The following is a 26,088-nucleotide window of genomic DNA, read 5'->3' on the forward strand; positions in this document are numbered from 1 at the left end:
AAATCTTTGACAATGCGTTTCCGTACAATTTAAATGTAAATTTAACGTTAATTAATTGTAAATTAAAAGTAACTTATCTAATTTTATAATGCCTTAGACTTTGAATAATATGCAAGTAAAAAACAATCATAAAGCGAAAAATTCAGTATCCGATTCTATTTTTCAAAATATTTGGAACTACATGAAGAGTTACGCCAGAAAATGTAGGAACTCTTACTATCGCTTGTTAAGTCTATAGCCCGATTGTTGAACTTCAGCTGGAGTTATTTCGCTTATCGCATTGAAAAATCCCATTCAGAATTCTCCAACAATCCAAAAGTCTGCGCAATATTTATCCTTTCAATGCTTTTGACCATACTTCTCCTTTTTATCCAATAATACCACTATTTTTGAAGGCTAACACGTCACTTTTTTAGTTCAGAGAATAGAGTATTGCAAAATGATATAACCCATAGGGCTTACTTTCTTATCCCTCCTGAAGTTCAATTATTAGACATTGCAGGACCGATACATCTGTTCTATGAAGCCAATGAATACGGAGCTCAATTTGAGAACCATTATCTAAGTCTAAATCCCGGTACGGAGGAAATATCCAGTGCAGGTATAGCACTAGCCAAGTTGGAACCTTTTTGGAATTTCACTTTAGGTTCCCATGACTTGCTTTTTATTCCCGGTTTGGAGTCCCATTTATTTTTTGCAGAGGATTTTAAACGGAAAAACCAACATTTTTTTCGTTGGCTACGTGAACAGTGTCAAAACAATGCAAAAATCTGTTCCGTTTGTACCGGAACGTATCTCATGGCCTTTGCCGGACTTTTTGATGGAAAAAGCTGCACCACCCATTGGAAGTACTTCCGAGATTTCAAAACCCGCTTCCCCCAAGTGAAACTGCTATCGGACCGACTCATTGTAAAAGACGGTAATTTGTATTCCAGTGCCGGCGTTTCATCCGGTATTGATCTTGCTTTGTTTCTTTTGGAGGAAATATATGGTCCCGTTTTTGCGACCAAAATTGCAAAGGAAGTAGTCATTTATCTACGAAGAACAGAAAACGATCCACAACTGAGTGTCTTCTTGCAGTACAGAAACCATATTGACAATCGTATTCACCAAATACAGGATACATTGGCCCAAAACCTGGACAAAAAACTAAAAATCGAGGAACTTGCCGAAAACTCCCATATGAGTCCAAGAAATTTAACCCGGGTATTCAAAAAAACCACGGGTATTACCATCGGGGACTATTTGGCCAAGCTTCGTATTGAACATGCCCTACAATTACTTTCCAACGGTACAAAAGTGAACGCCGTCTCATTGGCATGTGGCCTACAAAGTAGTAATCAATTGCGGTCTTTGCTTAAAAAACATACCAAATCCCTCCCCTCCCAACTTCGGGAATAATTGTCCTGATGCTGCGTATTCTTGTCCTTTGCCAAATAGCATGGGCATGGTAGTTTTGAGGTAACATCAAAAATCAAAAAATGAACAGATTTGCAATACTAACCGCTCTGTTTTTTGGGACACTTTTTTCCTATGGACAGAGCGGTATCCAAGAATCCGGTGTATATGTTTGCCCGCCTTGCGGTTTAAGTTGTGATACTGACGAACATAATCGCCCTGGGAGGTGTTCATTTTGCAATATGGTACTCATGAAAAAAGAAGATGTGAAATCCATTGCTTTTTATTTACAGGACAGGGTTGAGGTTTTAGATTTCGCCGGGCCAATGGAAGTATTGTCCTATGCAGGTTTTGAAGTATTCACGGTCTCGGAAAAAAAGGAACCCATAAAGTCACAGGGAATTCTTAACATTATTCCGGATTACTCCATCGATACCGCTCCGGAAGCGGATATTTTGGCTTTTTTTGGAGGTAATACCTCGCCTACGGTAAAAAACCCAAAGGTCATGGAATGGGTCAAAAAACAAGAACATATCGAATATTATTTTTCAGTTTGCACCGGGGCCTTTATTCTGGCGGAAGCGGGCATACTGGATGGAAAAACAGCTACGACATTCCATAGCGCATTGGATGATTTACAAAACTCCTATCCTAAAATCAACGTAAATAAAAATGTACGTTTTGTTGATAATGGAAACGTAATCACTACGGCGGGAATATCCGCAGGAATAGACGGGGCCTTGCACTTGGTGGCAAAATTACATGGCCTTAAAGCAGCAAAGCGCATCGCCTATAATATGGAGTATGACAATTGGAAATTAGGCAATGGTCTAATTTTATCCAAGGACAACCCCTATACCGAAAAGGTTGAACCATCCTTTTTAAAACATTTTGAAGGCACCTATGAATACGGGGACAATTCACAAATAGAGTTGAAGTATGACAAAACGAAAGGCGATCTTTATGCCATGATAAACGAAATCGCTTATCCGGTTTATCATGAATATGAGGATGTATTTTCAAATATTGACCAAGAGCTTATCTTTTTCAAAAGGGACGAGTCCAATCAAATTAAGGGATATTCGCTTGCCGAGGACAGCACTTTTTCCAGAAAGCTGTGAGGTATCCAAATCTGTACCTCAATATATTTTTGGCCCTAGTTTACTTGGGTCTTATCCAAGCGCAACATACCACGGGGTATCGCTGTCCTCCATGCAATTCGAATTGCCATACCGTTCAATATGAAAATCCTGGGGACTGCCCTGTCTGTGCTATGCCCCTTATTAAAATCACAAACACACAATTTAAAGGATATGACAAAGAGGAAGTTGTTATTCAAAATGGGGGCATTCGGTTAAATGCCGCTTATTACACTCCCCAAAACAATAGTGAAATTCAAGGTGTCTTGGTCGTAGTTCACGGTTCCGCACCTTCAACTTATGAAGACGTAACATACTATACAAGAATTGGCACAAAACTGGTCATGGCCGTGCTTGCCTATGATAAAAGAGGTGTGGGTAAATCGGAAGGGCGTTATCAGTTCTTCAGTGTAGACGGAAGCGAGAAGTGGTTCAACCTACTCGCTTCAGACGCACTGGCCTGTGTATCCTGGTTAAAAAATAGGCCAGAACTTGGAAAGGCAAAACTAGGTCTTGTAGGAGGAAGTCAGGCTGGATGGATAATGCCCTTGGCTGCGTCAAAAAATGATACGATAAAGTTTATAATCATAGGAGAAGGAGTTGCCGTATCTGCCGGGGAAGAGCATTATTTTAGCCAGTTGACCGGCGATGGGGACGTAAAGAAGCTTACCATAGCCGAAGCACACTCAAAACTGCAATATTTTAAGGGGGCCAAGGGATTTGACCCAAGAAGTATCCTAAAAAACTTAAAGACCAAAACTCTGTGGATTCTGGGTACCAAAGATCCAGTAATTCCAGTAGATGCTACCATAAACGAGTTGAAACGGATAAATAATCCCAACTTTCAAATTCAATTATTGGAATACGGAAACCACGACTTTGTTAATACAAAAACCAGAAAATCTTATGATTTACTGGATTACCTAGTACCCTGGTTAACAGAAATCGGCGTTTTAAAATAGTAATAATGCCATGCCAAAACTACATGAACTTGTGCAATCAATGAACAAACCATTGAGGGCTCATTTAAACTTTTGAGGCAAATACACCACTTTTTTGGTCTCAAAAAATGCTTCTTCGAAATAATCGGTCAATTCAAAAATCTGGGCGGCCCTATATCCCTTTAGTTCTTCTTTAAGGTCACCGCCTTTAAGATAAAAAATCCCATTTCGCCTTTCATGTAAAGATTCCTTCTTGATTTTTCCCTTCACCCAGTGCACAAAAGTAGGCATTGCAGCCACGGCACGGCTTACTATAAAATCAAACTGTTCTTCCAGGCCCTCAACGCGCCCATTTATGGCCCTAACGTTTTTTAGCTCCAAACCTTCCACAACTTCCTGAACCACTTTTATTTTTTTTCCAATCGAATCTACCAAAGTAAAATGAACTTCGGGAAAAAGAATGGCTAGGGGAATTCCTGGAAAACCTCCCCCAGTACCTACATCCAAAATAGTGCTCCCAGGTTTAAACTTTTGGACCTTGGCAATGCCCAATGAATGCAAAACATGTCTCAAGTACAATTCAGCGATATCCTTTCTAGAGACAACATTTATTTTTACATTCCAATCCTTATAAAGTTCCTCCAACAATAAAAATTGCCTTTTTTGTATCTCGGATAAATTGGGAAAATATTTTAATACTATTTCACCACCCATACGTACATTTGTATTTCGTCAAAAATAGTATATTCACATCGCAAAGATTCCTTTTTAGTTGGATAGTAAGACTATTTAGGTTTGTATTTACGTTATATTTATCAAAAGATTGCATTACATGGATCAAAAGACCATTCGATTTTCACGAAAAGATTCCGCTCAATTTTTCAGGACGTTGAACAAGCGGGTGAATGATTATTTCCAAGAAAACAAAATAAAGAAGACCGGAAACTGGCGATTACACCTTAAAACGGTGATTATGTTCGCCCTATTCCTTACGCCCTACTTTTTGATCCTCACTTTGGGGCTTCCCAATTGGGCCAATCTGTTGTTGACCATTGTTATGGGCGTCGGTATGGCTGGGGTAGGTATGAATGTTATGCATGATGGCAACCATGGCTCCTACTCCAAGAAAAAATGGGTCAACAAATTAATGGGAGGTAGTATTTACATTCTTGCCGGGAACGTATACAATTGGCAAGTACAGCATAACGTGCTTCACCACACGTATACAAACATTCAAGACCATGACGAGGACATGGAAGCAGGACGTATTTTGCGGTTTTCAAGACATGCAGAATGGAGAAAACACCATAAATTCCAGCACTTCTACTCTATTTTTTTATATGGGTTGTTAACCTTCAATTGGGCCATCACTACGGATTTTCAACAGATGTACCGCTACATGAAGCGAAAGCTCAGTTATGGTAAGCTACCCAATCCGGTAATCAATTGGAGTACGTTGGTCGTTACCAAGGTACTTTACATCACCATATGGATAGTCCTGCCGCTTATTTTCATTGACATTGCCTGGTGGAAGGTGCTTCTGGGCTTTTTCATCATGCACTATGTGGCCGGGGTTATTTTAAGTGTGGTCTTCCAATTGGCACATATTGTAGATGAAGCGGAGACCCCATTGCCCGATGAAAGTGGAAACATGAAAAATACTTGGGCCATTCACCAGTTATTCACCACAGTGAACTTTGGTACAAAAAACAAAATTGTAAACTGGTTTACAGGTGGGTTGAACCATCAGGTAGAGCATCATATTTTTCCTAACATCAGTCATATACATTACACAAAAATTTCCAAAATTGTGAAACAGACGGCAAAGGAATTTAATTTACCCTACAACGAGTATAAAACTACCAGAAAAGCTATAATTTCGCACTTCAAACATTTAAAGGAATTGGGCAAAAGGCCCGCCCTACAGTACCAGTAAATTTATACCGCAAATGAGCAACCATTTATCCGAAAGAATCAACAGCATGTCTACTTCGGCCACTTTGGCTATGGCGGCAAAAGCTCGGGAATTAAGAAACCAGGGAAAAGATATTATTGGCTTAAGTCTGGGGGAGCCGGATTTTAACATCCCCGACTTCATAAAGGAAGCGGCCAAAAAAGCTATTGACGAAAACTATAGCAGTTATTCCCCCGTGGACGGGTATGCCGATTTAAAGCAGGCAATCTCCAATAAATTCAAACGGGACAACAATCTGGAATATGGATTGAACCAAATTGTGGTTTCTACAGGGGCCAAGCAGTCCTTGGCCAACATAGCCATGTGCATGTTGAACAAGGGCGATGAGGTAATTCTACCAGCACCGTATTGGGTAAGTTATAGCGATATTGTAAAATTGGCCGAAGGGGTTCCGGTTGAAGTGCCTACAAGTATCGAAACCGACTTTAAAATGACTGCAGCGCAGTTGGAGGCAGCCATTACGCCCAAGACCAAGATGCTCTGGTTTAGTTCACCTTGTAACCCTAGTGGTTCCGTATATAGTTTGGAAGAATTGGAAGGATTGGCCCAAGTATTACGCAACCATCCTAATATTTACGTAGTTTCCGATGAGATTTACGAGCATATCAATTTTCGTGGAGGACATGTGAGCATTGCCGGCATTGAAGGGATGTACGATCGTACCATTACCGTAAATGGAGTTTCCAAGGCCTTTGCCATGACGGGATGGCGCATAGGATACATCGGTGCGGCGGATTGGATTGCAAAAGCCTGTACCAAATTTCAGGGACAGAATACCAGTGGGGCCAATGCCATTGCGCAACGCGCCACGATTACTGCCTTAGAAGCGCCGATAAGCAAGATTCAGTTTATGATCGACAAGTTTCATGAACGCCGTGACCTAATCCTTGGACTTCTTGGGGAAATCGATGGTTTTAACCTCAACGTACCCGAAGGGGCCTTTTATGTATTCCCTGACATTTCCAGCTTTTTTGGAAAGACACTTAACGGGACCCAAATTGAAAATGCATCGGATTTTGCCTTGTATCTACTGGAAAATGCCAATGTAGCCACGGTTACCGGGCAAGCTTTTGGGAATCCCAATTGTATCCGTATTTCCTATGCCGCTTCCGAGGATGAGATTAGGGAAGCTGTAAAACGGATCAAGGCAGTGGTTTAAAATAAATCTTATTCAGATGAAACCCCTCCTTGATCAAGGAGGGGTTTTTTTGTACTCTAATGAAGGGCAAAAGATCAAAGTCTGGTCAAAAACTAGGGAATACTTATTCCCTTCACATATTTCAACAATGTTATTTTTTTGCAAAATGACCAAGGTCATGGTATGCGATTATTCTAGGATTTAGTTTTGGTTTTTAAATTAAAATGAAATTGGAAATAAGCATACGAGTTTCTTTTATGCTGTTTATGCCCATAATTGTGCTCGTTCAAAGTTGTACCATGGTAAAAATATCCATCAGCGAAAAAAGAAATCCGGCCCTCCAACAAATCAGCATAGGGGAAAATGCGGTGTTATCCACATGGGGAACGATTAAAGTGAACAAATCCCATTTCTTTCCCTCAAGCTTTCAACTCAGAACAAAGGATAAGGTAATTTACATTGACCCTGTTGGAATCGGAACCACTGAAAAAGCGGATTACATTTTGATTACGCATTCGCACCCCGATCACTTTTCCATCGAGGATATAGAAAAGGTTATCCAATCGGAAACAAAAATCATTTGTTCCAAGGGCGTCTCAAAAAAGCTAAAGGCCTATAATCCGCATTTACGGGTTATGAAACCCAGAGATGTCCTCAAATTTGAGAATCTAGATATAGAAGCTACTCCTGCCTACAATACAAAATCAGTTTTTCTATGGATAAAGGCTCACCCTAAATCAAAAGAGAATATAGGTTTTATCTTGAACCTGGAAGGAAATCTAAGGATATATCATGCCGGTGACACGGATTACATTCCCGAAATGAAAGGGTTAAAAGACATAGCGGTTGCTTTAATCCCTATAGGTGGTGATAACTTGACTATGGATGAAGAGGAGGCTGCCCAAATCGTAAACGAAATCGAACCTGAAAAAGTAATCCCCATACATTATGAAATTAAAAATAGGGAAATACTGAAACGTTTTGAAAGTCTAGTATCCTCGGGCACAAAAGTGGTAGTGCTAGATTAGTTAAAATAATATACCGCGCCTTAAATTGGGTTACGTACCTATATCTGCAATACTTTTAACAAACTATTACCAACACAGTAGCATACAAAATTAGAGGTCTACTCAACAAGCTGATACGTCTCCAGCTCAAACTTGATTTTGCCTTCTTTCATAAAGGCGGTCCATTGTACGGTAACCCCATCAAAATCCTTGCTTTCCATACAGGCCAAATGGGATTGCTGATTCTCCCATACGAGATAGGTAGATAAATGGGTTTCGTTCTCCGCTATCAATGATTTCATTTCGATCAATCCTGGTTGTTTCCTAAAAATCTCAGCGGATTCTTTGGACATCGCAAGAACATCCTCCTTTGAGGATTGATCTTCAATAATCGTTCTTGTAATCACATAATATGCCATAACTATTAAATTTACATACTCCTTTTTTCTACTTGGTACACCCAAAAGGTCATAAGAATGAAAAGTAAAGATACCGATCCAAATACTACCATCCCATTCATAAAAACCGCCAAGGAGGCAAGTACAAAGGTCGCCATCATAAGTAAGGCTCCATATTTCCTGGTTTGGACAGGGATTAACAATAATCCTCCCAATACTTGGACTATACCCAACCCAAATGTGAGTGTGGCGGTCATCCCCAATACTTTAAAAAGTTCAATATCCGCTTCTTGTCGAAGTATCTTGAATACCCCGGTGGCAAGACTCAATACAATGAGTAAGATCAAGTTAATTTTGTAGAGTAATTTCATGGTTTTTTACAAAAATGCAAGCTGTTGAGCGGAAAACCTTATCGAAAATTGCTATTTACTATAACGTCTTCTAAATTCAGAAGGGGTAAACGAGGTTTCTTTTTTAAAAAGATTGGAAAAGGAAGGTATACTCTCAAAACCGACTTGTGCACATACTTCCTTGATCGGCAAGCCTTTTCTGAGCAGTTTTTTGGCCTTTTCAACCCGCTTGCGTCTTAAGTATTGGTGAGGCGTAGTACCATAAGCTTCCTTAAAAAGCCTTAAAAAATGATATTTTGACAAATACACGCTCTCGGAAATATCACTGAGCTTTATGGGGTCGGAAAAGTGACGATCTATAAGGATTTTGGCATCCTTTATACGTTTGTACAAATAAATCTTCGGATACATGATACTCGCGAGTATAAATGATTTATCCCCAGCTTGGAAATGAAAATACTGAATTTCAACGAAAAACATATCGTAGAAAAGAAGGAATGCCAGCAAAGTCTATGTTAGATCCGCTTCCAGAAATAAGGGGTCAATAAAATCAATACCGTAAAAAGTTCCAATCGACCGGCAAGCATTAGAAAACCGCACCACCACTTTCCGGCATCGGGCAAGCCATTAAAATTGCTTACCGGATTGAGACTGCCCAGAGCCGGCCCTACATTGCCCAAGGAGGAGGCTGCCCCACCTATTGCGGATACAAAATCCAGTCCCAAGGCCCCTAGGACCAAAGCGCCAATAACGAACAACAACATGTAAAGCACAAAAAAAGCAATGATATTATAAACAATATGCTCGCTTACGGTTTTGTTATTGTATCGTACCGGGATGATAGCGTTCATATGCAAGGTGCGCTTAAATTCCAACAAACCGTTTTTAATGATGAGCAAATGCCGCATTACCTTGATTCCTCCTGCAGTAGAGCCAGCCGATCCGCCCAAAAACATCAATCCAAAAAAGAAAATCGTTAAAAAGGGTGTCCAGGCCGTAAAATCCGCCGAAACAAAACCTGTGGTCGTAACTACGGCAATGACTTGAAACAAGGCATGCCGAAACGCGCTTTCGCCCTCGCCCAAAACCATAGGGTGATAATCCGATATGGGAACGTTCGCTTTAAAATAAACTACCAAAGCAGCTATAATCATGAAGAAGAAAATGAACGCCGTGTAGAACTTAAACTCCTCGTCCTTGATTACCCGTTGCACTTTCCCCTTAAAGGCGAAATAGCTTAGTACAAAATTAGAGCCTGCCAAGAACATGAAGAAGATTACAATATATTGGATCAATGGCTGATCGTTCCAATAGGCCAGACTAGCGTTCTTGGTAGAAAAACCACCCGTGGACAAGGTAGCCAAGGCATGGTTTATGGCATCAAAAAAAGACATCCCGGCCAACTTTAACAAAAGTGTTTCTGCAGCGGTATATCCAAAATAAATCAACCATAACCGTTTTGCCGTATCCGTAATCCTAGGATGCAATTTATCGGCGTTGGGACCAGGAGCCTCGGCAGCGAACAATTGCATTCCTCCAATCCCCAAAAGCGGTAGTATGGCAATGGCCAAAACAATGATACCCATGCCCCCTATCCAATGGGTAAGGCTTCGCCAAAAAAGAATGCCCTCGGGCAAGGACTCTATATCTTCTAAAATGGATGCACCTGTGGTCGTATAACCGGATATGGTCTCAAAGAAAGCATTGGTTATTCCCGGTATGGCCCCAGAGAATATATAAGGCAACATTCCAGAGATAGACATCACGATCCATCCGAAAGTGACTATGATGTATCCTTCTTTGCGTTTCACCTCTTTTTTATGGCCTCTGGTGTAAAACATGGCAAACACGCCACCGAACATCGTGGAGATAGCCGCCGTGGTGATTTCCAAGGTAACCCCATCATCATAAATACCGCTCACTAAAGCGGCCAAAAGCATAAAACCTCCGTTGCAGACCAACAGGAGGCCCATGAGATGAAATATAATTCTGGAATTAAGGGTCATTACAGGAACAATCTTTCTATTCTGGGAATTACATCAGGTAGGCAACACACTACAACGCGGTCACCTTCTTGGATTTTGAAACCTCCCAAGGCAATAATGCCTTCTCCGTTCCTAACAACACCACCAATTGTAGCCGACTTTGGAAAATCCAGCTCACGTATGACACTTCCGGTTACCCGGGAATTCGGTTTTACCACAAATTCCAGTATCTCCGCATTTAGGTTGTTAAGACGCATCAGGGCTACCACTTCTCCCTTCCTAATATATCTAAAGATATTATTGGCCGCCAAGAGTTTTTTATTGATTAACGTATCGATACCAATAGAGTGCGAAAGCTGAAAATAATCCATATTCTCCACCAAAGCGATAGTTTTTTTAATACGTTTGGACTTAGCAACCAGGCAAGACATTATATTGGTCTCTGAATTTCCGGTAACCGCAATAAAGGCATCCATAGAATCCAAACTCTCTTCCTCCAAAAGTTCCACGTTGCGGCCATCTCCATTAATGACCAGGGCATTGGGCAAATCATCGGCCAAATCAAAGGCCTTTTCCTTATTTTTTTCAATGAGCTTTACATTGAATTTTTTGGCGCAAAGATCACGGGCAGCTTTGAACCCCACCTTACTTCCGCCTAAGATCATTACATTCTTAATGTCCGCCTTTTTCTTTCCGGTGAGCTTATAAAGCTCGTCCACTCCTTCCTTGACCGTTATAAAATAGACCTGATCTCCTTCCTTAAAAACGGTATCACCTCTAGGTATGACCGTAAACTGCGTGCCCAAACGTTGTAGGGCTATAGGCATAAAATGGAGTTCAGGGAAAATTTTTGCGGCTTCCTTTACCATTTTTCCAACAAAAGGAGCCGTTTTGATCAGGGACACACCGATCATGATCAACTTGCCATCTTCAAATTCATAGGTATCATTAAATGCGGATTTGTTCAACAAGAGTTGTATTTCAGTTGCTGCGAGCTCTTCCGGGGAAATCAATTCATCGATTCCCAAGTCCGAAAACTTGATGATTTCCCTATTATCCATAAATTCGGTATTGGATATCCGAGCTATGGTCCGTTTACTTCCCAACTGCTTTGCCAACATACAAAGCGTTAAATTGGTAGTCTCCGAGGATGTTACCCCAATTACCAAATCAGAGTTTTCAACTTTTGCGTCACGAAGGACAGTTATGGAAGTGGCATCTCCTTTGAGTACACGTATATCCAAATGGTTATCCGCATAAACTAAGCTTTCTTTATTGGTATCTATGAGCGTAATGTCCTGGGATTCGTACGAAAGAAGTTTTGCCAAATGAAAGCCTACTTCACCAGCTCCTGCAATTATGATTTTCATTTAATCGGATACATTGTTGTCATTGGCAAGAATAAAACATAAAACCACCTGATCGAAAGAAATAACACTTTGAGTGTCAATGCACATTTGTATAACCTGCTTGCCAATTCTGATGTGCAAAATTACATAAATTAATTGTGTTGCCAGTAAAAATAAAGCTTCAAGTACTCAAAATAAGTTCATTTCTCCATATTGAAGGTCGCAAATAGAGCCACCTGATATGTATGCGTTATATTTGCCGAAAATTGCCTGGAATGCAGAAAAAAATCACTCCATATTCCGATTCCGGTTCCGGAAAAAAGGAGCAGGTTACTCAAATGTTCGATACCATTTCCAAAAACTATGATGGGCTAAATCGGGTTATCTCCTTTGGATTGGACGTAAAATGGAGAAAACGGGTCGTAAAGATTCTGCAGAAAAAAAAGCCCGTCCAAATTCTTGATATTGCCACGGGAACCGGTGATCTGGCCATTAGTCTGGTCAAGACCGGAGCCACCAAAATTATAGGTTTGGATATTTCCCAAGGTATGTTAGAGGTAGGCAAAAAAAAGGTAATTGCAAAAAATCTAGGGAGCACTGTTGAGATGATCATCGGGGACAGTGAAAATCTTCCCTTCCCAGAAAATACATTTGATGCGGTTACGGTAGCCTTTGGAGTACGCAATTTCGAAACTTTGGAAAAAGGGTTGAGAGAGATTCATCGTGTTCTAAGGCCGTCAGGTACTTTTGTGGTGCTAGAGACTGCAGTTCCGAGCAAAACACCTTTTAAGCAGGGGTACCATTTCTATTGCAAATACATGCTTCCTGCCATAGGCAAACTCTTCTCCAAGGACAAATCCGCTTACTCCTATTTGTCCAAATCCGCATCGGTTTTTCCACATGGTATGGACTTCAACAATATTTTACGCAAAACGGGGTTTATAGATGTAGCGAACAAACCCCAAACATTTGGTGTCGCCTCTATTTATGTTGCTACAAAATAAGCATATGAAATACCTCTTTTTGTTGTGCATGGGTCTGCTTTTTATAGGTATACCCGTCAATGCCCAATTTAACGAAAAGCCCATCCTAAATCTGGAAAATGAGGATAAGGCACTGCTTAATTGGGGATATTTTCTAGGGTTCAATCAGTATGATTTTAAATTCAACTATAAAAACGATCCTGGGGATACCGATATCCTGGTCAGTAAGTCCATTGGTTTTAATGTAGGGCTGATCGGCGAAATGCGAATCAATGAGTTTTTGGACCTTCGGTTTGAGCCAGGCCTGTTGTACAATGCAAGAACTCTGGGTTTTCCTGGATTTACCGAGGAACAGGATGCCATTAGGGAGGTAAAATCCACCTATATCAATTTCCCTCTTTTGATCAAAGCAAGTGCACGGCGTTTTGGCAATTGGAAACCTTTTTTAATCGGGGGCGCCTCTACCTCATTAAATCTGGGCAGTAATGAAACTGCATTGGACGATAACAGTTCGGGTACTTTTCGGATGAAGAAGTGGGTTTACAACTATGAATTGGGCTTCGGAATAGATTTTTATTTGGAGTACTTCAAATTTACACCCTCTATTAGAGGAGTTTTTGCCATAAGCGATGAATTGGTTCCGGACAATGACCCCAATAGTCCATGGACAGGCAACATAGATGGACTTCGCACAAGAGGATTTTTTATCAACTTTACATTTGAGTAGTTGGGTTGATGGTTGATGGTTGATGGTAAAATGCAAAATTCAACAACCTTAAAAAATCAGACTCTTAATTATCCCTTCTCAGCTCATTTAAGAAAACAGCCGTAGCCGTAGCCACATTGAGGCTTTCTGCCGTCAACTTGCCAAATTGGGGGATACCTATCTTTTTATGACATACGGCTTTGATTTCTTGCGAAATCCCATGGGCCTCATTGCCCATGACCAAAATTCCGGTACCGGGCAACTTTTCACCATAAACACTTTGCCCATCCATGAACGCACCAAAAATCTGTTGTTTGGATTCCCTTAAAAACTGCAGTAGGTCCGTATAAATAACTTGTACTCGAGCAATGGAACCCATGGTGGCTTGAAGTACTTTGGGGTTATAACAATCCACGGTGTCCTTGGAACATACCAAATGGGATATCCCGTACCAATCACACAGCCGAATAATGGTTCCTAAATTTCCAGGATCGGACACATTGTCCAGGGCGAGGATCCAATCCCTAAAATCCACTTCCCGAGTTTGAGGCTTATAAAACACCCCGAGTACGGTGTTGGGGGTTTTTAGAGAACTCATCTGCTTGAGCTCCGATTCGGAAATCAGGATCTGGGAATCATGCCTGCCCTCCAAAACAGAATCATCCGTGGTAAATATCCCGTAGACTCCCAAGCCGGAATCCAAGAGTTCCCTTACAGTCTTGATTCCCTCGACCAAAAAAAGTCCATGTAAGTTTCGGCCTTTTTTTTGATGTAGACTTTTGATAAGTTTTATTTGGCTTTTAACAACCATGCAAATAATGTATTTTTGGCGTCTATGAGGATGTATTTGGGCACTACCGGAACCTGGGCTAAAATAAGCCTATTATCGATAGGTTTCGCAATCACTTCCTGTAACACCCTCAAAAGAGTTGGTGAAGATGAGCTTCTCCTTGTAAAAAACACTATTTACGCGGATAGTCTAAAAGTTACCGATGAAGATATAGAAAGCCTTATCGTCCAGAAACCCAATAGCAGAATATTAGGGTATCCACTTCGATTGAACCTCTATAATATTGCAAAAAAAAATCCGGATTCCTCCTATCAGGACTGGCTCTACAGAAAGCCAAAACGAAAAGATAGATTGGATAATTTTTTATCCGAAAAGCAGGTGGAGCGGCTTGGAGAATCTTTTTTGGTAAAAGGGCTAAGTGTTTGGCTAAAACGAATTGGGGAGGCACCGGTAGTTATTGATACTTCCAATACAAGAAAAAGCTTGGAAAGACTCAGCGTTTATTACGGGAGCAAAGGCTATTTTAATAACAACACCACATTTGAAATTGATAGTGTATCCAGAAAACAAAGAGCAAAAATCAACTACAAGATTTCGCTGGGAGAACCTTATATGGTAGATTCCATATCTCATTCAATTGCTTCTAGCGCTATAGATTCCCTTTATACACTGCATTCGGAAGAATCCTTCGTGGAACAGGGGAAACAGTTTGATCTTGTGGATTTCAATGCCGAGCGTGAACGTTTGGCGAACATTTTTAGAAATTCCGGTGTTTATGACTTTCAAGAAAGCTCCATAAGCTACAACATCATCCGGGACACTACAAAACTGGGTGAAGACCGTAAAATGGACGTGGAGCTTAATATCGATAATCTTAAAAGAAGAAGCGATACCACCTTGACCACCTCGGAATATAAAATCCATAGGTTTGATAAAATAAACATCTATACGGACTTTCTGTATAGCGAGCGTGACAGCGAACAACGATTTACACGGTATGGCGATTACACCATATTTTATCATGATAAGCTGCGCTTTAAGCCCAAAACATTAGCGGATGCCATTTTTTTTGAGAAGGACAGTATTTATAGGGATCTGGATAGGACCCGGACCTATCGTCAGATAAACAACCTCAACGTTTTTAAGTATCCTACCATTACTTTTGAGGAAGATAGTACACGAACAAAACTAACCACCAATGTTTATTTGGCCGCAAGACCAAAATATTCCTTGGGAATGGATTTTGACGTTACCCATTCCAATATTCAACGTGTGGGCCTTGCCTTTAGTCCCTCCCTACGGGCCAGAAACCTCTTTAAAGGCGCCGAGAACTTAAGCCTTACCGGTAGATTGAACGTTGGCTCATCCAGCGATCCTACCATTCTGGATAGCCGTTTTTTTAATATTCTGGAATTTGGGGCGGATATTAATTTGGACTTTCCCAGAATCTGGTTTCCCTTTATAAACACGAACAAAATTATCCCTAGTTACACTTTGCCAAGGACTCGAATATCCCTTGGGAGCAGTTTTCAGCAGAATATTGGTTTGGACAAACAGACCTTTAATTCCATCTTGAGCTATAACTGGACCCCGTCGGATTTTAGAAGAAATACCGTAGAACTTTTAAATATCCAATTCGTTCGTAACGTAAACACCGATCGCTTCTTTAACGTCTACAGGAATTCCTATGACAGATTGGACGAGGTAGCCGATGATTTTGAAGGAGACCCCACCTTGACCGAATTTTTCGAGACTCCGGATGGCTCAACCGACCCCCAGCTAATAATTCCCGAGGGGACCACAGGTTTTACCCAGGCCATATTGAGCAATGCGGTGACATCCACGGACGAACAATTGCAAGAGGTAAATAGTATTGAGGAACGTAGAATACGGCTCACGGAGAACAACCTCATCTTTGCCAGTAATTACACCTTTCATAAAAACAACAGGAACGGCCTCACCGACAATAACTTTTTTCAATTTCGATGGACTTTGGAAAGTGCGGGCAATCTGCTTTCCGGCTTGGCCAATTTCATCCCCTTCAACAAAAATGATGACGGTGATCTTTTGGTTTTTAGTGTTCCTTATTCCCAATATGTCAAGACCGATATCGATTTTGTGAAGTACTGGGATCTTTCTCGTTCAAAGGTATTGGCCTTCCATACATTTATTGGAATTGCCGTTCCTTACGGAAACTCTACCAACATTCCTTTTGTACGCAGTTACTTTGCCGGGGGATCTAATGACAATCGTGCCTGGTTTCCATATTCTTTAGGACCTGGAAAGACGAATGCCATAAATGATTTTAACGAGGCCAATTTTAAATTAGCGTTCAATTTGGAATATCGGTTTCCCATTGTAGGTGATATTAAAGGTGCCCTGTTTGCGGACGCTGGAAATATTTGGAATGTTTTTGATGACCAGGAAGACCCCGATGCCGTTTTTGATGGTCTTGATGATTTGGGAGATATTGCCTTAGGAACCGGATTTGGGCTCCGATATGATTTTACCTATTTTCTATTTCGCGTAGACCTGGGCTTTAAAACGTACAATCCAGCGGAAGAGCCGTCCAAAAGATGGTTTCGGGATTATAATTTCGGTAATTCCGTACTCCAAATTGGTATTAACTATCCTTTTTAGTACTTTAATATCGGTACTAAATGTAAAACATTCAACATCTGCAATGTGAAATTCCCCCTTAGTCTTATATTGGTTTTCTGTTGTGGCCTTTCAATTGCCCAATCTTCATTGATCGATCGATTACATTCGATGCAAATAGATTCTCGATTGAAAGAAAAGGTCTATGTCCATACCAATAAAACTTCTTATTTCCCCGATGATATCATTTGGTTTAAGGCATATGTTGGTGATTCTATTAATTACCCATCAACGAGAACCAAAATTTTGGAAGTAAGGTTATTTGATGAAAATGGTGATCAAATGTTTGCTAGGACTATTTCAATAACGGACGGGACGGGTTTGGGCCAATTTGAGCTAAATGATGCGATTGCCCCCGGCACCTATTACCTTCAAGCCCGCACCAACTACATGCGCAATTTCGGCGAAGAATACCAATACTTGCAAGAAATTACGATTCTAGGGGAAAAATCATTCAATATATCCAAAGAAGAAAGTCTTAAATACGACATACAATTATTTCCTGAAAGCGGCAATTTGGTTGAGGACATTGAAAACACTCTGGGCATAAAAGCCCTATTGAACGGTAAGAGTATTGATTTTCAAGGAAGTATCATCAATGGAGAAGGAGAAACAATAACCACTTTCCAAAGTGAACATGAAGGACTGGGACGATTTAGCTTTGTCTACAAAAAAGGTGAAACATACAGGGCAAGAATAAAGGTTAAGGATACAGTTCTTGAGCAAGCGGTCCCTGCCGCATCCGAAAAAGGTGTGGTATTAAGTATAGACAATTCAGATGAAGAGTTCCTACAAGTTAATTTAAAAGTTAATGAAGCAACTTTCTATAATCAAATCTATTCCAATTATACGTTGTTGTATCATCAGGATCGTCAGCTCTTCCAGCTCTATTCCGTTGCTCGATTGGATTCGGTTACCTCATTAATTAAGACCAGAAAAAACGTTTTTTTAGATGGTGTGCATACCTTAACCCTTTTTGCGGATGACCGACCTATAGCCCAACGAAAATTCTACATCGAAACGGGTCGAAAAAAGGCATTGATTTTTTTGGAAAAATCGAAAATCGATGCCGACTCTGTTTCGTATCGCCTTTTATCAAGGGGAAGGAAGAAAAATTTAAACGCCGATTTAAGTATTTCAATACTCCATAAAAAATCGAAGGCTGTACATCTAAAAAATACCATTAAAAGTGCCTTTCTACTAAGACCCCATGTAAGGGGTTACATTGAAAATCCCGCTTATTATTTCAACATTGAAAATGAAAAAAGAAAGGAACACCTGGACCTTTTATTACTTACGCAAGGCTGGACGGGGTACACTCTGGATGAAATAATCAAAGAGATCAACCCTATCGAAAAATACGCTTTTAAAACTGGTTTTGAACTTAAAGGGAAAATTAGTGAGGAGACCAAACGGAAAAAACTGGTACTAATTCCTGATGACCTACGTATTATTGACAAGGCCAAATTGCAGGATAAATCCACATTTGTTTTTCAAGACCTAAGCGTATTCAAAGGTGACACGGTAAGGGTAGCCTATCAAAATTGGTTGGGCAAAATCAGTAAGCCCTTAAAAATCGAATATGATACGGCCTCCAGTAGAAATAGATATAGGCTTTCAATTGCCGCCAATAAAAACTACAAAGCCGACCACTCTGGCAAAACAGCACAAAATGGAGTAACCGATTGGACTAATGACACCCCTTTCGGAAATGTGGATGGAACTATCGACTTGGATGAGGTAATAGTAACCGAAAGAAAACGTAGCGAACAATACGTACGAAGAAGAAAAACCATTGAGAAATATGAACCCTTGGTCAGCGATATTGGAAAATACTATGACTTACCTATTTCTCAGGTATTGAATAATTCCAGTAGCTATTTAATGGACTTCTTCGTTCAACAAGGTTATCATTTAAGAACGAAAGACAATGTAAATTACTATCTACAAGGCCTGGGTGGAGTGGGTTTCTTATTTATTAATGGCAGACCCGTTAGATCAACGGAATTGCTAAGCGTACAATTGCAAATGAAAGACATTGAAAACATCATGGTCAACAACCTTGGTTATAAGAATGGTACAGGCATTAGCTTTTTTCAAGTTTTCACATCGGATACTTTTGGTGAAAATAAAAATACACTTTTCAACAAATTCGTGATTAAAAATGGTTTTGACCGGGCCAAAAAGTATTATACACCTATGTATGCCTCTGAGCGGTCTAGGCCTATTGATTTCATGGAAGTTGACTGGAAACCCAATTTAATAACGAATAATAAAGGTGAAGCTAGCTTTAAAATCGCAAGAAAAGATTCGGAGAATGGTTTACTTTTTAAAATACAGGGTTTTTCAAGTGAAGGTCATTTGATTTCGAAAACAATACTGACCGATTAATTCATTTTTACAAAACTGCTTTTTTAAGCCTTGTTTATTTTATTACTTTTGTCCCGTTCAATACTAAACTAACAGACCAAAATTATGGCCCACAACATTAAACCGGGGGTTGCCACCGGAGACGAAGTCCAGGAAATATTAAACTACGCCAAGGAAAAAGGGTTTGCCCTACCTGCAGTAAATGTTATTGGTTCCAACACCATAAATAGTGTACTGGAAACGGCAGCCAGTTTAAATTCTCCCGTTATCATTCAATTTTCTAATGGGGGCGCCCAATTTAATGCCGGAAAAGGTTTATCCAATGATGGACAACGTTCCGCTATTTTGGGAGGAGTTGCTGGGGCCAAACATATTCACCAGTTGGCCGAAGCCTATGGGGCAACCGTTATCCTACACACGGATCATTGTGCAAAAAAATTACTGCCCTGGATCGATGGGCTTTTGGATGCCAGTGAAAAGCATTTTGCAGAAACCGGAAAATCCCTTTTCAGTTCCCATATGATAGACCTCTCCGAGGAACCTATTGAGGAAAATATTGAAATCTGCAAGGAATATCTGGCCCGAATGAGTAAGATGAACATGACCTTGGAAATAGAATTGGGCATCACCGGGGGCGAGGAAGATGGCGTAGATAATTCGGATGTTGATGATTCCAAGCTATATACCCAGCCCGAGGAAGTGGCCTATGCCTATGAAGAACTTTCCAAAATAAGCCCTAGGTTCACCATTGCTGCGGCATTTGGCAATGTCCATGGTGTGTATAAACCAGGTAACGTAAAGCTTACCCCAAAAATTCTAAAGAATTCCCAAGAATACATTTCAGAAAAATACGGTGTGGAGCATAACCATATTGATTTTGTCTTTCATGGAGGGTCGGGTTCTACTGTCGAAGAAATCCGGGAAGCTATTGGTTATGGTGTCATAAAAATGAACATCGATACCGATTTGCAATATGCCTTCTTGACCGGGGTACGGGATTATGTACAAGACAAAAAAGACTATCTTCAAGCTCAAATAGGCAATCCGGGAGGAGCGGACGAACCCAATAAAAAGTTTTATGATCCCAGGGTATGGCTCAGGGAAGGTGAAAAGACATTCGTTGAGCGCCTAAAGAAAGCTTTTGAAGATTTAAACAACGTTAACACATTGTAGTTCCGAAGATTACCTCTATTTAATATGGAAGATATGACGGCTTGGTTTAAAAGAAAGGAAAAGGGAATACAGACCGCCACGGAGCAAAAGAAGGATACGCCAAGGGGATTATGGTACAAATCGCCTACCGGAAAAATTGTGGAATCCGAGGAGTTGGCCAAGAACTTTTATGTAAGCCCGGAAGACGATTATCACGTAAGGATAGGAAGCAAGGAGTATTTTGAAATCCTTTTTGATGATAACAAGTTCACCGAACTGGATCCGAAACTTTCCTCAAAAGATCCGTTGAGGTTTGAAGACACCAAGAAATATTCCGATCGATTAAAGGCGGCACAAAAAAAGACAGGTCTAAAGGATGCCGTAAGAACGGCCATAGGTAAATCTATGGGCAAGGATTTGGTAGTGGCCTGTATGGATTTCAGTTTCATAGGGGGCTCCATGGGAAGTGTTGTTGGAGAAAAAATTGCCAGGGCCATTGACCACGCCATAAAAAAGAACATTCCTTTTGTAATGATATCCAAATCCGGGGGGGCAAGAATGATGGAAGCCGCCCTTTCCTTGATGCAGTTGGCAAAGACATCCGCTAAATTGGCCCAACTGGCCGAAGCAGGCATTCCTTACATTTCCCTGTGCACCGATCCGACTACCGGGGGCACTACGGCCTCCTATGCCATGTTGGGGGACATCAACATTTCAGAACCTGGTGCCCTAATCGGGTTTGCCGGGCCTAGGGTGGTAAAGGAAGCTACGGGCAAGGAACTTCCACCAGGATTCCAAACCGCGGAATTTGTACAGGAACACGGGTTTTTGGATTTCATTGTCCATAGAAGGGATTTGAAAAAGAACATAAACCTATACATAGACCTGATCCAAAACAAGCCGATCAGAAAATAAAAAGCCCCGACCAGATAGCCGGGACTTTTTAACCAAATCAATCAAAGATTCATCAATTCCTAAAACGTCTAAGGAAGATTTCCTCTGTGCTGCCGTCAGCATATGTTAAAACTCCTTTGGCATCACATTCCCCGTCCCCAAAATCCAAACTGGCGGTGAGGTCGTTCCGGGTAATTTCCAAAATACCGCTAACGATAAAACGACAGGACCATTCCCTGCGTAAAGGGGTTATGGTTTCCTTGATGAATACATTGCCCTGAGGCCCGGTATAGGTCCTTTTACCTGTAATCAAAAACACATTATCGCCCCAAAAGCCACTGCCATAACCTTCAATCCATTCACGTGTGCGGTTGCCGGTAAAATTCGAAGTGCTACCATCCGGCCAAGTACCATTGAATATGCCTGTGGCGTCTGCCTGCGGATTGCCATTTTTATTGGACCGCACCCTTTCTATTGTGGCCCCACCTTCCACAGCAACTCCATTAAATGTAAAATCTACCAAAGAAAGCGTAATAGTTTTCGTGGCCAACTCCATATCCTTTTCGTAGGAAAGAAAAATAATTCCACTGAGGACATTTCCGTTGGGCAATTCACATCCAAGACCGAAATCGATGGTTTTTTCCTTAGTGATATCGGTGACCACAGTGGTTATGGTTACACAATCCGGCAAGTAATCCGACCGGTACGAAGCTTTGGAAATTGTACTGATTTCATCTACGGAATATACATCCTCCGCCACAGTAATGACTTCCTCCGAAATAAGTTCAGCTTCATCACTAGCCGTTAATGCAACTACATCCAGACTTTCCTCGCCTTCCATACTGGGCGATTCCTCTTTGTTACAGGAAAAAAACAGCATTGTTGCCATCCCGATGGTCATCGGAAGTAACCTTGTAAAGTTCATTTTTTTGAGACTTTTCATTTTTTTAATTTTTAAATGGTTTAATAGGTAAAATGTAATTTGCCATTAAAGATTTAGTCCAAAACCAACACTCAAAATGGCTCATTTCACACTAACATTTTTTTAACATTACCTTCCTAGGACTGGAGTATGCCCCAAAAGGTTTAATGGAGCTCAAAAAAATAATCGACTTGGTTCAAAAAAGTCACTTAATCTAAAAATATTTCTATCTTTGCGCACTGATTGAAAATCAATCAAATACATAAAAATCATTTAATATAATATTGGAATGTATTTAACCAAGGAAATTAAAGCTGATATTTTCAAAAAATACGGCGGAAAAGACAGTAACACAGGCTCTACGGAGGGGCAGATAGCTTTGTTTACACATCGTATCAACCACCTTACGAAGCATCTCAAAAAAAATCACAAAGACTTTAATACGGAAAGATCTTTGGTACGTTTAGTAGGTAAGCGAAGAAGCCTTTTGGACTATCTAAAGAAAAAAGATATTGTAAAATATCGTGAATTGATTAAAGACTTGAATATTAGAAAATAAAAATAAAAGGGGAGTAATGCTCCCCTTTTTAATATGCCAGATTAGTTTTGGCATCCTTTTATGTTTAGAAGACCCTGAAACGATTTCAAGGTTAAAAAAGCTGCACACAGTTTTTCATTGGTCAACACACAACAACAACACAACCCTGGCCGTCCGGTAAGACGGTAGACCATTGTTTAACAAATCCACCACAGGTGGATTAAATCTAATGTATGATTCCAAAAACTTTTAAAGAGGTCATTGACCTCGGTGACGGTAGGGAAATCTCTATCGAAACCGGAAAATTGGCAAAACAGGCCCATGGGTCCGTTGTTGTCCAGTCTGGAAAGTGTATGCTATTGTGTACCGTAGTTTCCAATTACAAACAAAGTGATGTCGATTTTTTGCCCCTAACGGTAGATTATCGCGAAAAATTTGCGGCCTCGGGCCGTTATCCCGGTGGATTTTTCAAAAGAGAGGCCAGACCCAGCGATGGTGAGGTCTTGACCATGCGATTGGTAGACAGGGTACTACGCCCACTTTTTCCAAAGGATTACCATTCGGAGACTCAGGTAATGATTCAACTTATGTCCCATGATGAGGATGTTATGCCCGATGCCATGGCAGGATTGGCGGCATCCGCCGCTATTCAACTTTCCGATTTTCCTTTTGAATGTGCCATTTCCGAATGTCGTGTCGGTCGTATTAATGGGGAGTTTATCATAAATCCGACCCGAGCACAGTTGGAAGAAAGTGATATTGATATGGTCATTGGTGCCTCCGCGGATTCAGTAATGATGGTGGAAGGTGAGATGAAAGAAATCTCCGAGGAAGAAATGACCGAAGCCATCAAATTTGCCCATGAGGCGATCAAAGTGCAATGTGCCGCCCAAATACGGTTGGCCGAGGCATTTGGCAGAAAGGAGGTACGGGAATACGAAGGTGAGCGGGAAGATGAGGAATTGGCCCAAAAAATACACGACCTTACGTATGACAAGGTTTATGCCATAGCCAAAGCAGGTTCCGCCAAACAGGAACGGAGTGCTGCCTTTGATGCCATCAAAGAAGAGGTGAAAGCTACGTTTACAGAAGAGGAATTGGAAGAAAACGGCGATTTGGTTTCTAAATATTTTTATAAGGCCGAGAAAGCCGCGGTTCGTGATCTTACCCTAAATGAAGGTTTGCGATTGGACGGTAGAAAAACCGATGAGATCCGACCCATTTGGTGCGAAGTGGACTATTTACCTTCCACTCACGGCTCCGCTATCTTTACCCGTGGGGAAACCCAGGCATTGGCCACGGTAACTCTGGGAACCTCCAGGGAGGCCAACCAAATAGATATGCCTTCTTACGAAGGCGAGGAGACTTTTTATCTGCACTACAACTTCCCACCATTTTCAACCGGGGAAGCAAGACCTATACGTGGAACATCCCGTAGGGAAGTAGGCCATGGTAACCTGGCCCAACGTGCTTTAAAGGGTATGGTCCCAGAGGATTGTCCCTATACTGTTCGTGTAGTTTCCGAGGTATTGGAAAGTAATGGTTCATCATCCATGGCTACCGTTTGTTCGGGAACTATGGCCTTGATGGATGCCGGGGTACAATTAAAAAAACCGGTTTCAGGAATTGCCATGGGATTGATTTCCGATGCGGATAGTGGAAAATATGCAGTGCTTTCGGATATTTTGGGAGATGAGGATCATCTGGGCGATATGGATTTTAAAGTCACCGGTACAGCCGACGGTATTACGGCTTGTCAGATGGACATCAAAGTAAAAGGCCTATCCTATGAAATCTTGGTAAAGGCCTTGAAACAAGCCAGTGATGGTCGTCTACACATTTTGGAAAAATTAGTGGATACCATTTCCGATCCAAGACCGGACGTTAAACCGCATGCACCCAAAATGGTTACTACGGTTATACCAAACGAATTTATCGGTGCCTTGATCGGTCCTGGTGGAAAAGTAATCCAAGAATTGCAAAAAGAGACCAAGACAACAATCGTTATCAACGAGGATCCGGTAACCGAAGAAGGTATCGTAGAAATTTTAGGTACCGACCAAAATGGTATAGATGCCGTTTTGGCAAAAATCGATGCATTGATGTTCAAGCCGGAAGTTGGTAGCGTTTATGAAGTAAAGGTTATCAAAATGCTCGATTTTGGAGCCGTTGTAGAATACAACGATGCCCCAGGCAACGAAGTATTGCTTCACGTTTCGGAATTGGATTGGAAACGTACCGAAAATGTTTCCGATGTAGTGAACATGGGCGATGTTTTTGATGTAAAATACATGGGAACAGATCCAAGGACCCGTAAGGAAAAGGTTTCCCGAAAGGCCTTGCTTCCAAAACCGGAAGGTTTTGTGGAAAGACCTCCAAGAAACAATGACCGTAACCGTGGAAGGGACGACCGGCGTCGGGATAATCGGGATAGGAAGCCCAGACGCAATTAAGTTCTTTTATGGAATAAATTAAAAACCTCAACCTAGCAGTTGGGGTTTTTTTGGTTTTTAACGCAACCTTTTATCATCATTACGGACTACCAAATAAAAACATATCCCAATGAAAAAAATCAATGTACTACTACAAATGGCCTTTATCGGTTTTCTTTTAGTCTCTGTATCATGTTCCGTTGAAAGCGAACCAATTCTAACCGAAAACCTCCAGAATCCCGTACCAAAACCTGAGACAACTGCTGTAGGCGGTTCGGAACCCCAAGGCATTCATAGGTCCGTATCCTATAAATTATCCGGTAATTTTTCGGGAAAATTGGACGTAACCTTTCTTTCCAGTGATGGCTTTACTCCTCCAAACCCTTTTTTGGGTATGGAAATACCATGGGAAACGGAGTATGATATTCCGGGGCAAACCTATGCTATCGGTGGCTATGCCAATGGACTATACGGGGATGGAAATCCAGAAGAAACTGCTTCCCTACAAATGTTCCTGGATAATAAGCTCTTGGAAACCGTCATAAGAACGGCCGATGATGACGGATATATAACCCTGCCTCTAGAATCCTATAGTCTAGAATATGACACTTCGGAAAAAACCATTTCAGACAGTAATATCGGTAAAGAAATAACCTATAAAGTTGATGGCGATTTTTCGGGAAAAATCATATTGGTCTACAAGGTAGCGGACGGAAGCCGGGAGAATATTGAAATAAACACCCTTCCTTGGGAGTATACTTTCGAAACCACGGTGAACTCGGCAAGAGTGAGTATTTACGGATTGGGTACCCAAGGAATGAAAAACGAAAAAATCCAATATAGCCTATCTTTGAATGGCACGGTAGTAGATTCAGGTAACGTGGAGGCCTATGAAGATGGAAGCATATCCCTAACACCTGAATTCTTTATAGACTTCGATTAAAAATTCGAATTACTTGATAC

Annotated in this window: 23 protein-coding genes; 15 read left to right on the forward strand and 8 right to left on the reverse strand. The window is 41.0% G+C overall.

Annotated elements, in window-relative coordinates; translation table 11 throughout:
* Positions 1–432 precede the first annotated feature (432 nt).
* From D7Z94_RS19670 to D7Z94_RS19680, 3 genes are all read left to right on the forward strand, one after another.
* Positions 433–1,401: a GlxA family transcriptional regulator gene (locus D7Z94_RS19670; RefSeq protein ID WP_120713343.1), complete on the forward strand. Its 969-nt coding sequence runs from the start codon at positions 433–435 to the stop codon at positions 1,399–1,401.
* A gap of 80 nt (positions 1,402–1,481) precedes the next feature.
* Positions 1,482–2,519 carry a DJ-1/PfpI family protein gene (locus tag D7Z94_RS19675; RefSeq protein WP_120713344.1) on the forward strand — a complete coding sequence of 346 codons (1,038 nt, stop codon included), beginning with the start codon at positions 1,482–1,484 and terminating at the stop codon, positions 2,517–2,519.
* A 29-nt stretch (positions 2,520–2,548) separates the two neighbouring features.
* On the forward strand, positions 2,549–3,499 hold the full coding sequence (locus tag D7Z94_RS19680; protein ID WP_211341817.1) for a prolyl oligopeptidase family serine peptidase: 951 nt from the start codon (positions 2,549–2,551) through the stop codon (positions 3,497–3,499).
* A gap of 60 nt (positions 3,500–3,559) precedes the next feature.
* Here the strand turns inward: D7Z94_RS19680 and rsmG are convergent, their stop codons facing one another.
* Positions 3,560–4,192, reverse strand: coding sequence for a 16S rRNA (guanine(527)-N(7))-methyltransferase RsmG (gene rsmG, locus D7Z94_RS19685; protein ID WP_120713346.1), 633 nt, complete (start codon positions 4,190–4,192; stop codon positions 3,560–3,562).
* 118 nt (positions 4,193–4,310) lie between these two features.
* On the opposite strand from rsmG, the gene D7Z94_RS19690 reads away from it, so the two are divergent.
* The 3 genes from D7Z94_RS19690 (at position 4,311) to D7Z94_RS19700 (ending at position 7,619) form a co-directional block, all read left to right on the forward strand.
* Complete coding sequence (locus tag D7Z94_RS19690) at positions 4,311–5,414, forward strand: fatty acid desaturase family protein (RefSeq protein WP_120713347.1); 1,104 nt, start codon at positions 4,311–4,313, stop codon at positions 5,412–5,414.
* A 13-nt stretch (positions 5,415–5,427) separates the two neighbouring features.
* A complete protein-coding gene (locus tag D7Z94_RS19695) occupies positions 5,428–6,612 on the forward strand; it encodes a pyridoxal phosphate-dependent aminotransferase (protein WP_120713348.1) in 1,185 nt (394 codons plus the stop codon).
* A 203-nt stretch (positions 6,613–6,815) separates the two neighbouring features.
* Positions 6,816–7,619, forward strand: coding sequence for an MBL fold metallo-hydrolase (locus D7Z94_RS19700; RefSeq protein ID WP_120713349.1), 804 nt, complete (start codon positions 6,816–6,818; stop codon positions 7,617–7,619).
* Positions 7,620–7,717: 98 nt separating this feature from the next.
* On the opposite strand, the gene D7Z94_RS19705 is transcribed toward D7Z94_RS19700, so the two are convergent.
* The 5 genes from D7Z94_RS19705 to trkA all read right to left on the reverse strand — a co-directional run bounded on the left by D7Z94_RS19705 (position 7,718) and on the right by trkA (position 11,701).
* Positions 7,718–8,017, reverse strand: a complete 300-nt coding sequence (locus D7Z94_RS19705) for a hypothetical protein (RefSeq protein WP_120713350.1) — start codon at positions 8,015–8,017, stop codon at positions 7,718–7,720.
* An 11-nt stretch (positions 8,018–8,028) separates the two neighbouring features.
* Positions 8,029–8,367: a DoxX family protein gene (locus D7Z94_RS19710; RefSeq protein WP_120713351.1), complete on the reverse strand. Its 339-nt coding sequence runs from the start codon at positions 8,365–8,367 to the stop codon at positions 8,029–8,031.
* Positions 8,368–8,418: 51 nt separating this feature from the next.
* Complete coding sequence (locus tag D7Z94_RS19715) at positions 8,419–8,757, reverse strand: helix-turn-helix domain-containing protein (RefSeq protein WP_120713685.1); 339 nt, start codon at positions 8,755–8,757, stop codon at positions 8,419–8,421.
* Positions 8,758–8,861: 104 nt separating this feature from the next.
* A complete protein-coding gene (locus D7Z94_RS19720) occupies positions 8,862–10,352 on the reverse strand; it encodes a TrkH family potassium uptake protein (protein WP_120713352.1) in 1,491 nt (496 codons plus the stop codon).
* Positions 10,352–11,701 (reverse strand): Trk system potassium transporter TrkA, encoded by a 1,350-nt coding sequence (trkA, locus tag D7Z94_RS19725; RefSeq protein WP_120713353.1) that lies wholly within the window; start codon positions 11,699–11,701, stop codon positions 10,352–10,354. The genes D7Z94_RS19720 and trkA overlap by 1 nt, the downstream gene beginning before the upstream one ends.
* A 254-nt stretch (positions 11,702–11,955) precedes the next feature.
* On the opposite strand from trkA, the gene ubiE reads away from it, so the two are divergent.
* Positions 11,956–12,684 carry a bifunctional demethylmenaquinone methyltransferase/2-methoxy-6-polyprenyl-1,4-benzoquinol methylase UbiE gene (gene ubiE, locus D7Z94_RS19730; RefSeq protein WP_120713354.1) on the forward strand — a complete coding sequence of 243 codons (729 nt, stop codon included), beginning with the start codon at positions 11,956–11,958 and terminating at the stop codon, positions 12,682–12,684.
* 4 nt (positions 12,685–12,688) lie between these two features.
* Positions 12,689–13,390, forward strand: coding sequence for a type IX secretion/gliding motility protein PorT/SprT (gene porT / locus D7Z94_RS19735; RefSeq protein ID WP_120713686.1), 702 nt, complete (start codon positions 12,689–12,691; stop codon positions 13,388–13,390).
* 64 nt (positions 13,391–13,454) lie between these two features.
* Here porT and D7Z94_RS19740 read toward each other — a convergent pair whose 3' ends face one another.
* Positions 13,455–14,180 carry a TrmH family RNA methyltransferase gene (locus tag D7Z94_RS19740; protein WP_120713355.1) on the reverse strand — a complete coding sequence of 242 codons (726 nt, stop codon included), beginning with the start codon at positions 14,178–14,180 and terminating at the stop codon, positions 13,455–13,457.
* Positions 14,181–14,204: 24 nt separating this feature from the next.
* Here D7Z94_RS19740 and tamL point away from each other — a divergent pair, with 24 nt between their 5' ends.
* The 4 genes from tamL (at position 14,205) to accD (ending at position 21,254) form a co-directional block, all read left to right on the forward strand.
* Positions 14,205–16,799 carry a translocation and assembly module lipoprotein TamL gene (tamL, locus tag D7Z94_RS19745; RefSeq protein ID WP_120713687.1) on the forward strand — a complete coding sequence of 865 codons (2,595 nt, stop codon included), beginning with the start codon at positions 14,205–14,207 and terminating at the stop codon, positions 16,797–16,799.
* A 147-nt stretch (positions 16,800–16,946) separates the two neighbouring features.
* The gene (locus tag D7Z94_RS19750; protein ID WP_147415941.1) at positions 16,947–19,208 is read left to right on the forward strand and encodes a hypothetical protein; all 2,262 of its coding nucleotides are present in this window, start codon (positions 16,947–16,949) and stop codon (positions 19,206–19,208) included.
* Between the two features lie 84 nt (positions 19,209–19,292).
* Positions 19,293–20,360: a class II fructose-bisphosphate aldolase gene (gene fbaA / locus D7Z94_RS19755; protein WP_120713357.1), complete on the forward strand. Its 1,068-nt coding sequence runs from the start codon at positions 19,293–19,295 to the stop codon at positions 20,358–20,360.
* Positions 20,361–20,393: 33 nt separating this feature from the next.
* Positions 20,394–21,254, forward strand: a complete 861-nt coding sequence (gene accD, locus D7Z94_RS19760) for an acetyl-CoA carboxylase, carboxyltransferase subunit beta (protein WP_120713688.1) — start codon at positions 20,394–20,396, stop codon at positions 21,252–21,254.
* Positions 21,255–21,306: 52 nt separating this feature from the next.
* Here the strand turns inward: accD and D7Z94_RS19765 are convergent, their stop codons facing one another.
* Positions 21,307–22,176, reverse strand: a complete 870-nt coding sequence (locus tag D7Z94_RS19765; protein ID WP_120713358.1) for a hypothetical protein — start codon at positions 22,174–22,176, stop codon at positions 21,307–21,309.
* A gap of 268 nt (positions 22,177–22,444) precedes the next feature.
* Between D7Z94_RS19765 and rpsO the strand changes: the two genes are divergently transcribed.
* The 3 genes from rpsO (at position 22,445) to D7Z94_RS19780 (ending at position 26,068) form a co-directional block, all read left to right on the forward strand.
* Positions 22,445–22,714 carry a 30S ribosomal protein S15 gene (rpsO, locus tag D7Z94_RS19770; protein ID WP_120713359.1) on the forward strand — a complete coding sequence of 90 codons (270 nt, stop codon included), beginning with the start codon at positions 22,445–22,447 and terminating at the stop codon, positions 22,712–22,714.
* A 212-nt stretch (positions 22,715–22,926) separates the two neighbouring features.
* Positions 22,927–25,146, forward strand: a complete 2,220-nt coding sequence (locus D7Z94_RS19775; protein ID WP_120713360.1) for a polyribonucleotide nucleotidyltransferase — start codon at positions 22,927–22,929, stop codon at positions 25,144–25,146.
* 109 nt (positions 25,147–25,255) lie between these two features.
* Positions 25,256–26,068: a hypothetical protein gene (locus D7Z94_RS19780; RefSeq protein ID WP_120713361.1), complete on the forward strand. Its 813-nt coding sequence runs from the start codon at positions 25,256–25,258 to the stop codon at positions 26,066–26,068.
* Positions 26,069–26,088 lie beyond the last annotated feature (20 nt).

The sequence above is a fragment of the Ulvibacterium marinum genome, from assembly GCF_003626755.1.
Classification (GTDB): domain Bacteria; phylum Bacteroidota; class Bacteroidia; order Flavobacteriales; family Flavobacteriaceae; genus Ulvibacterium; species Ulvibacterium marinum.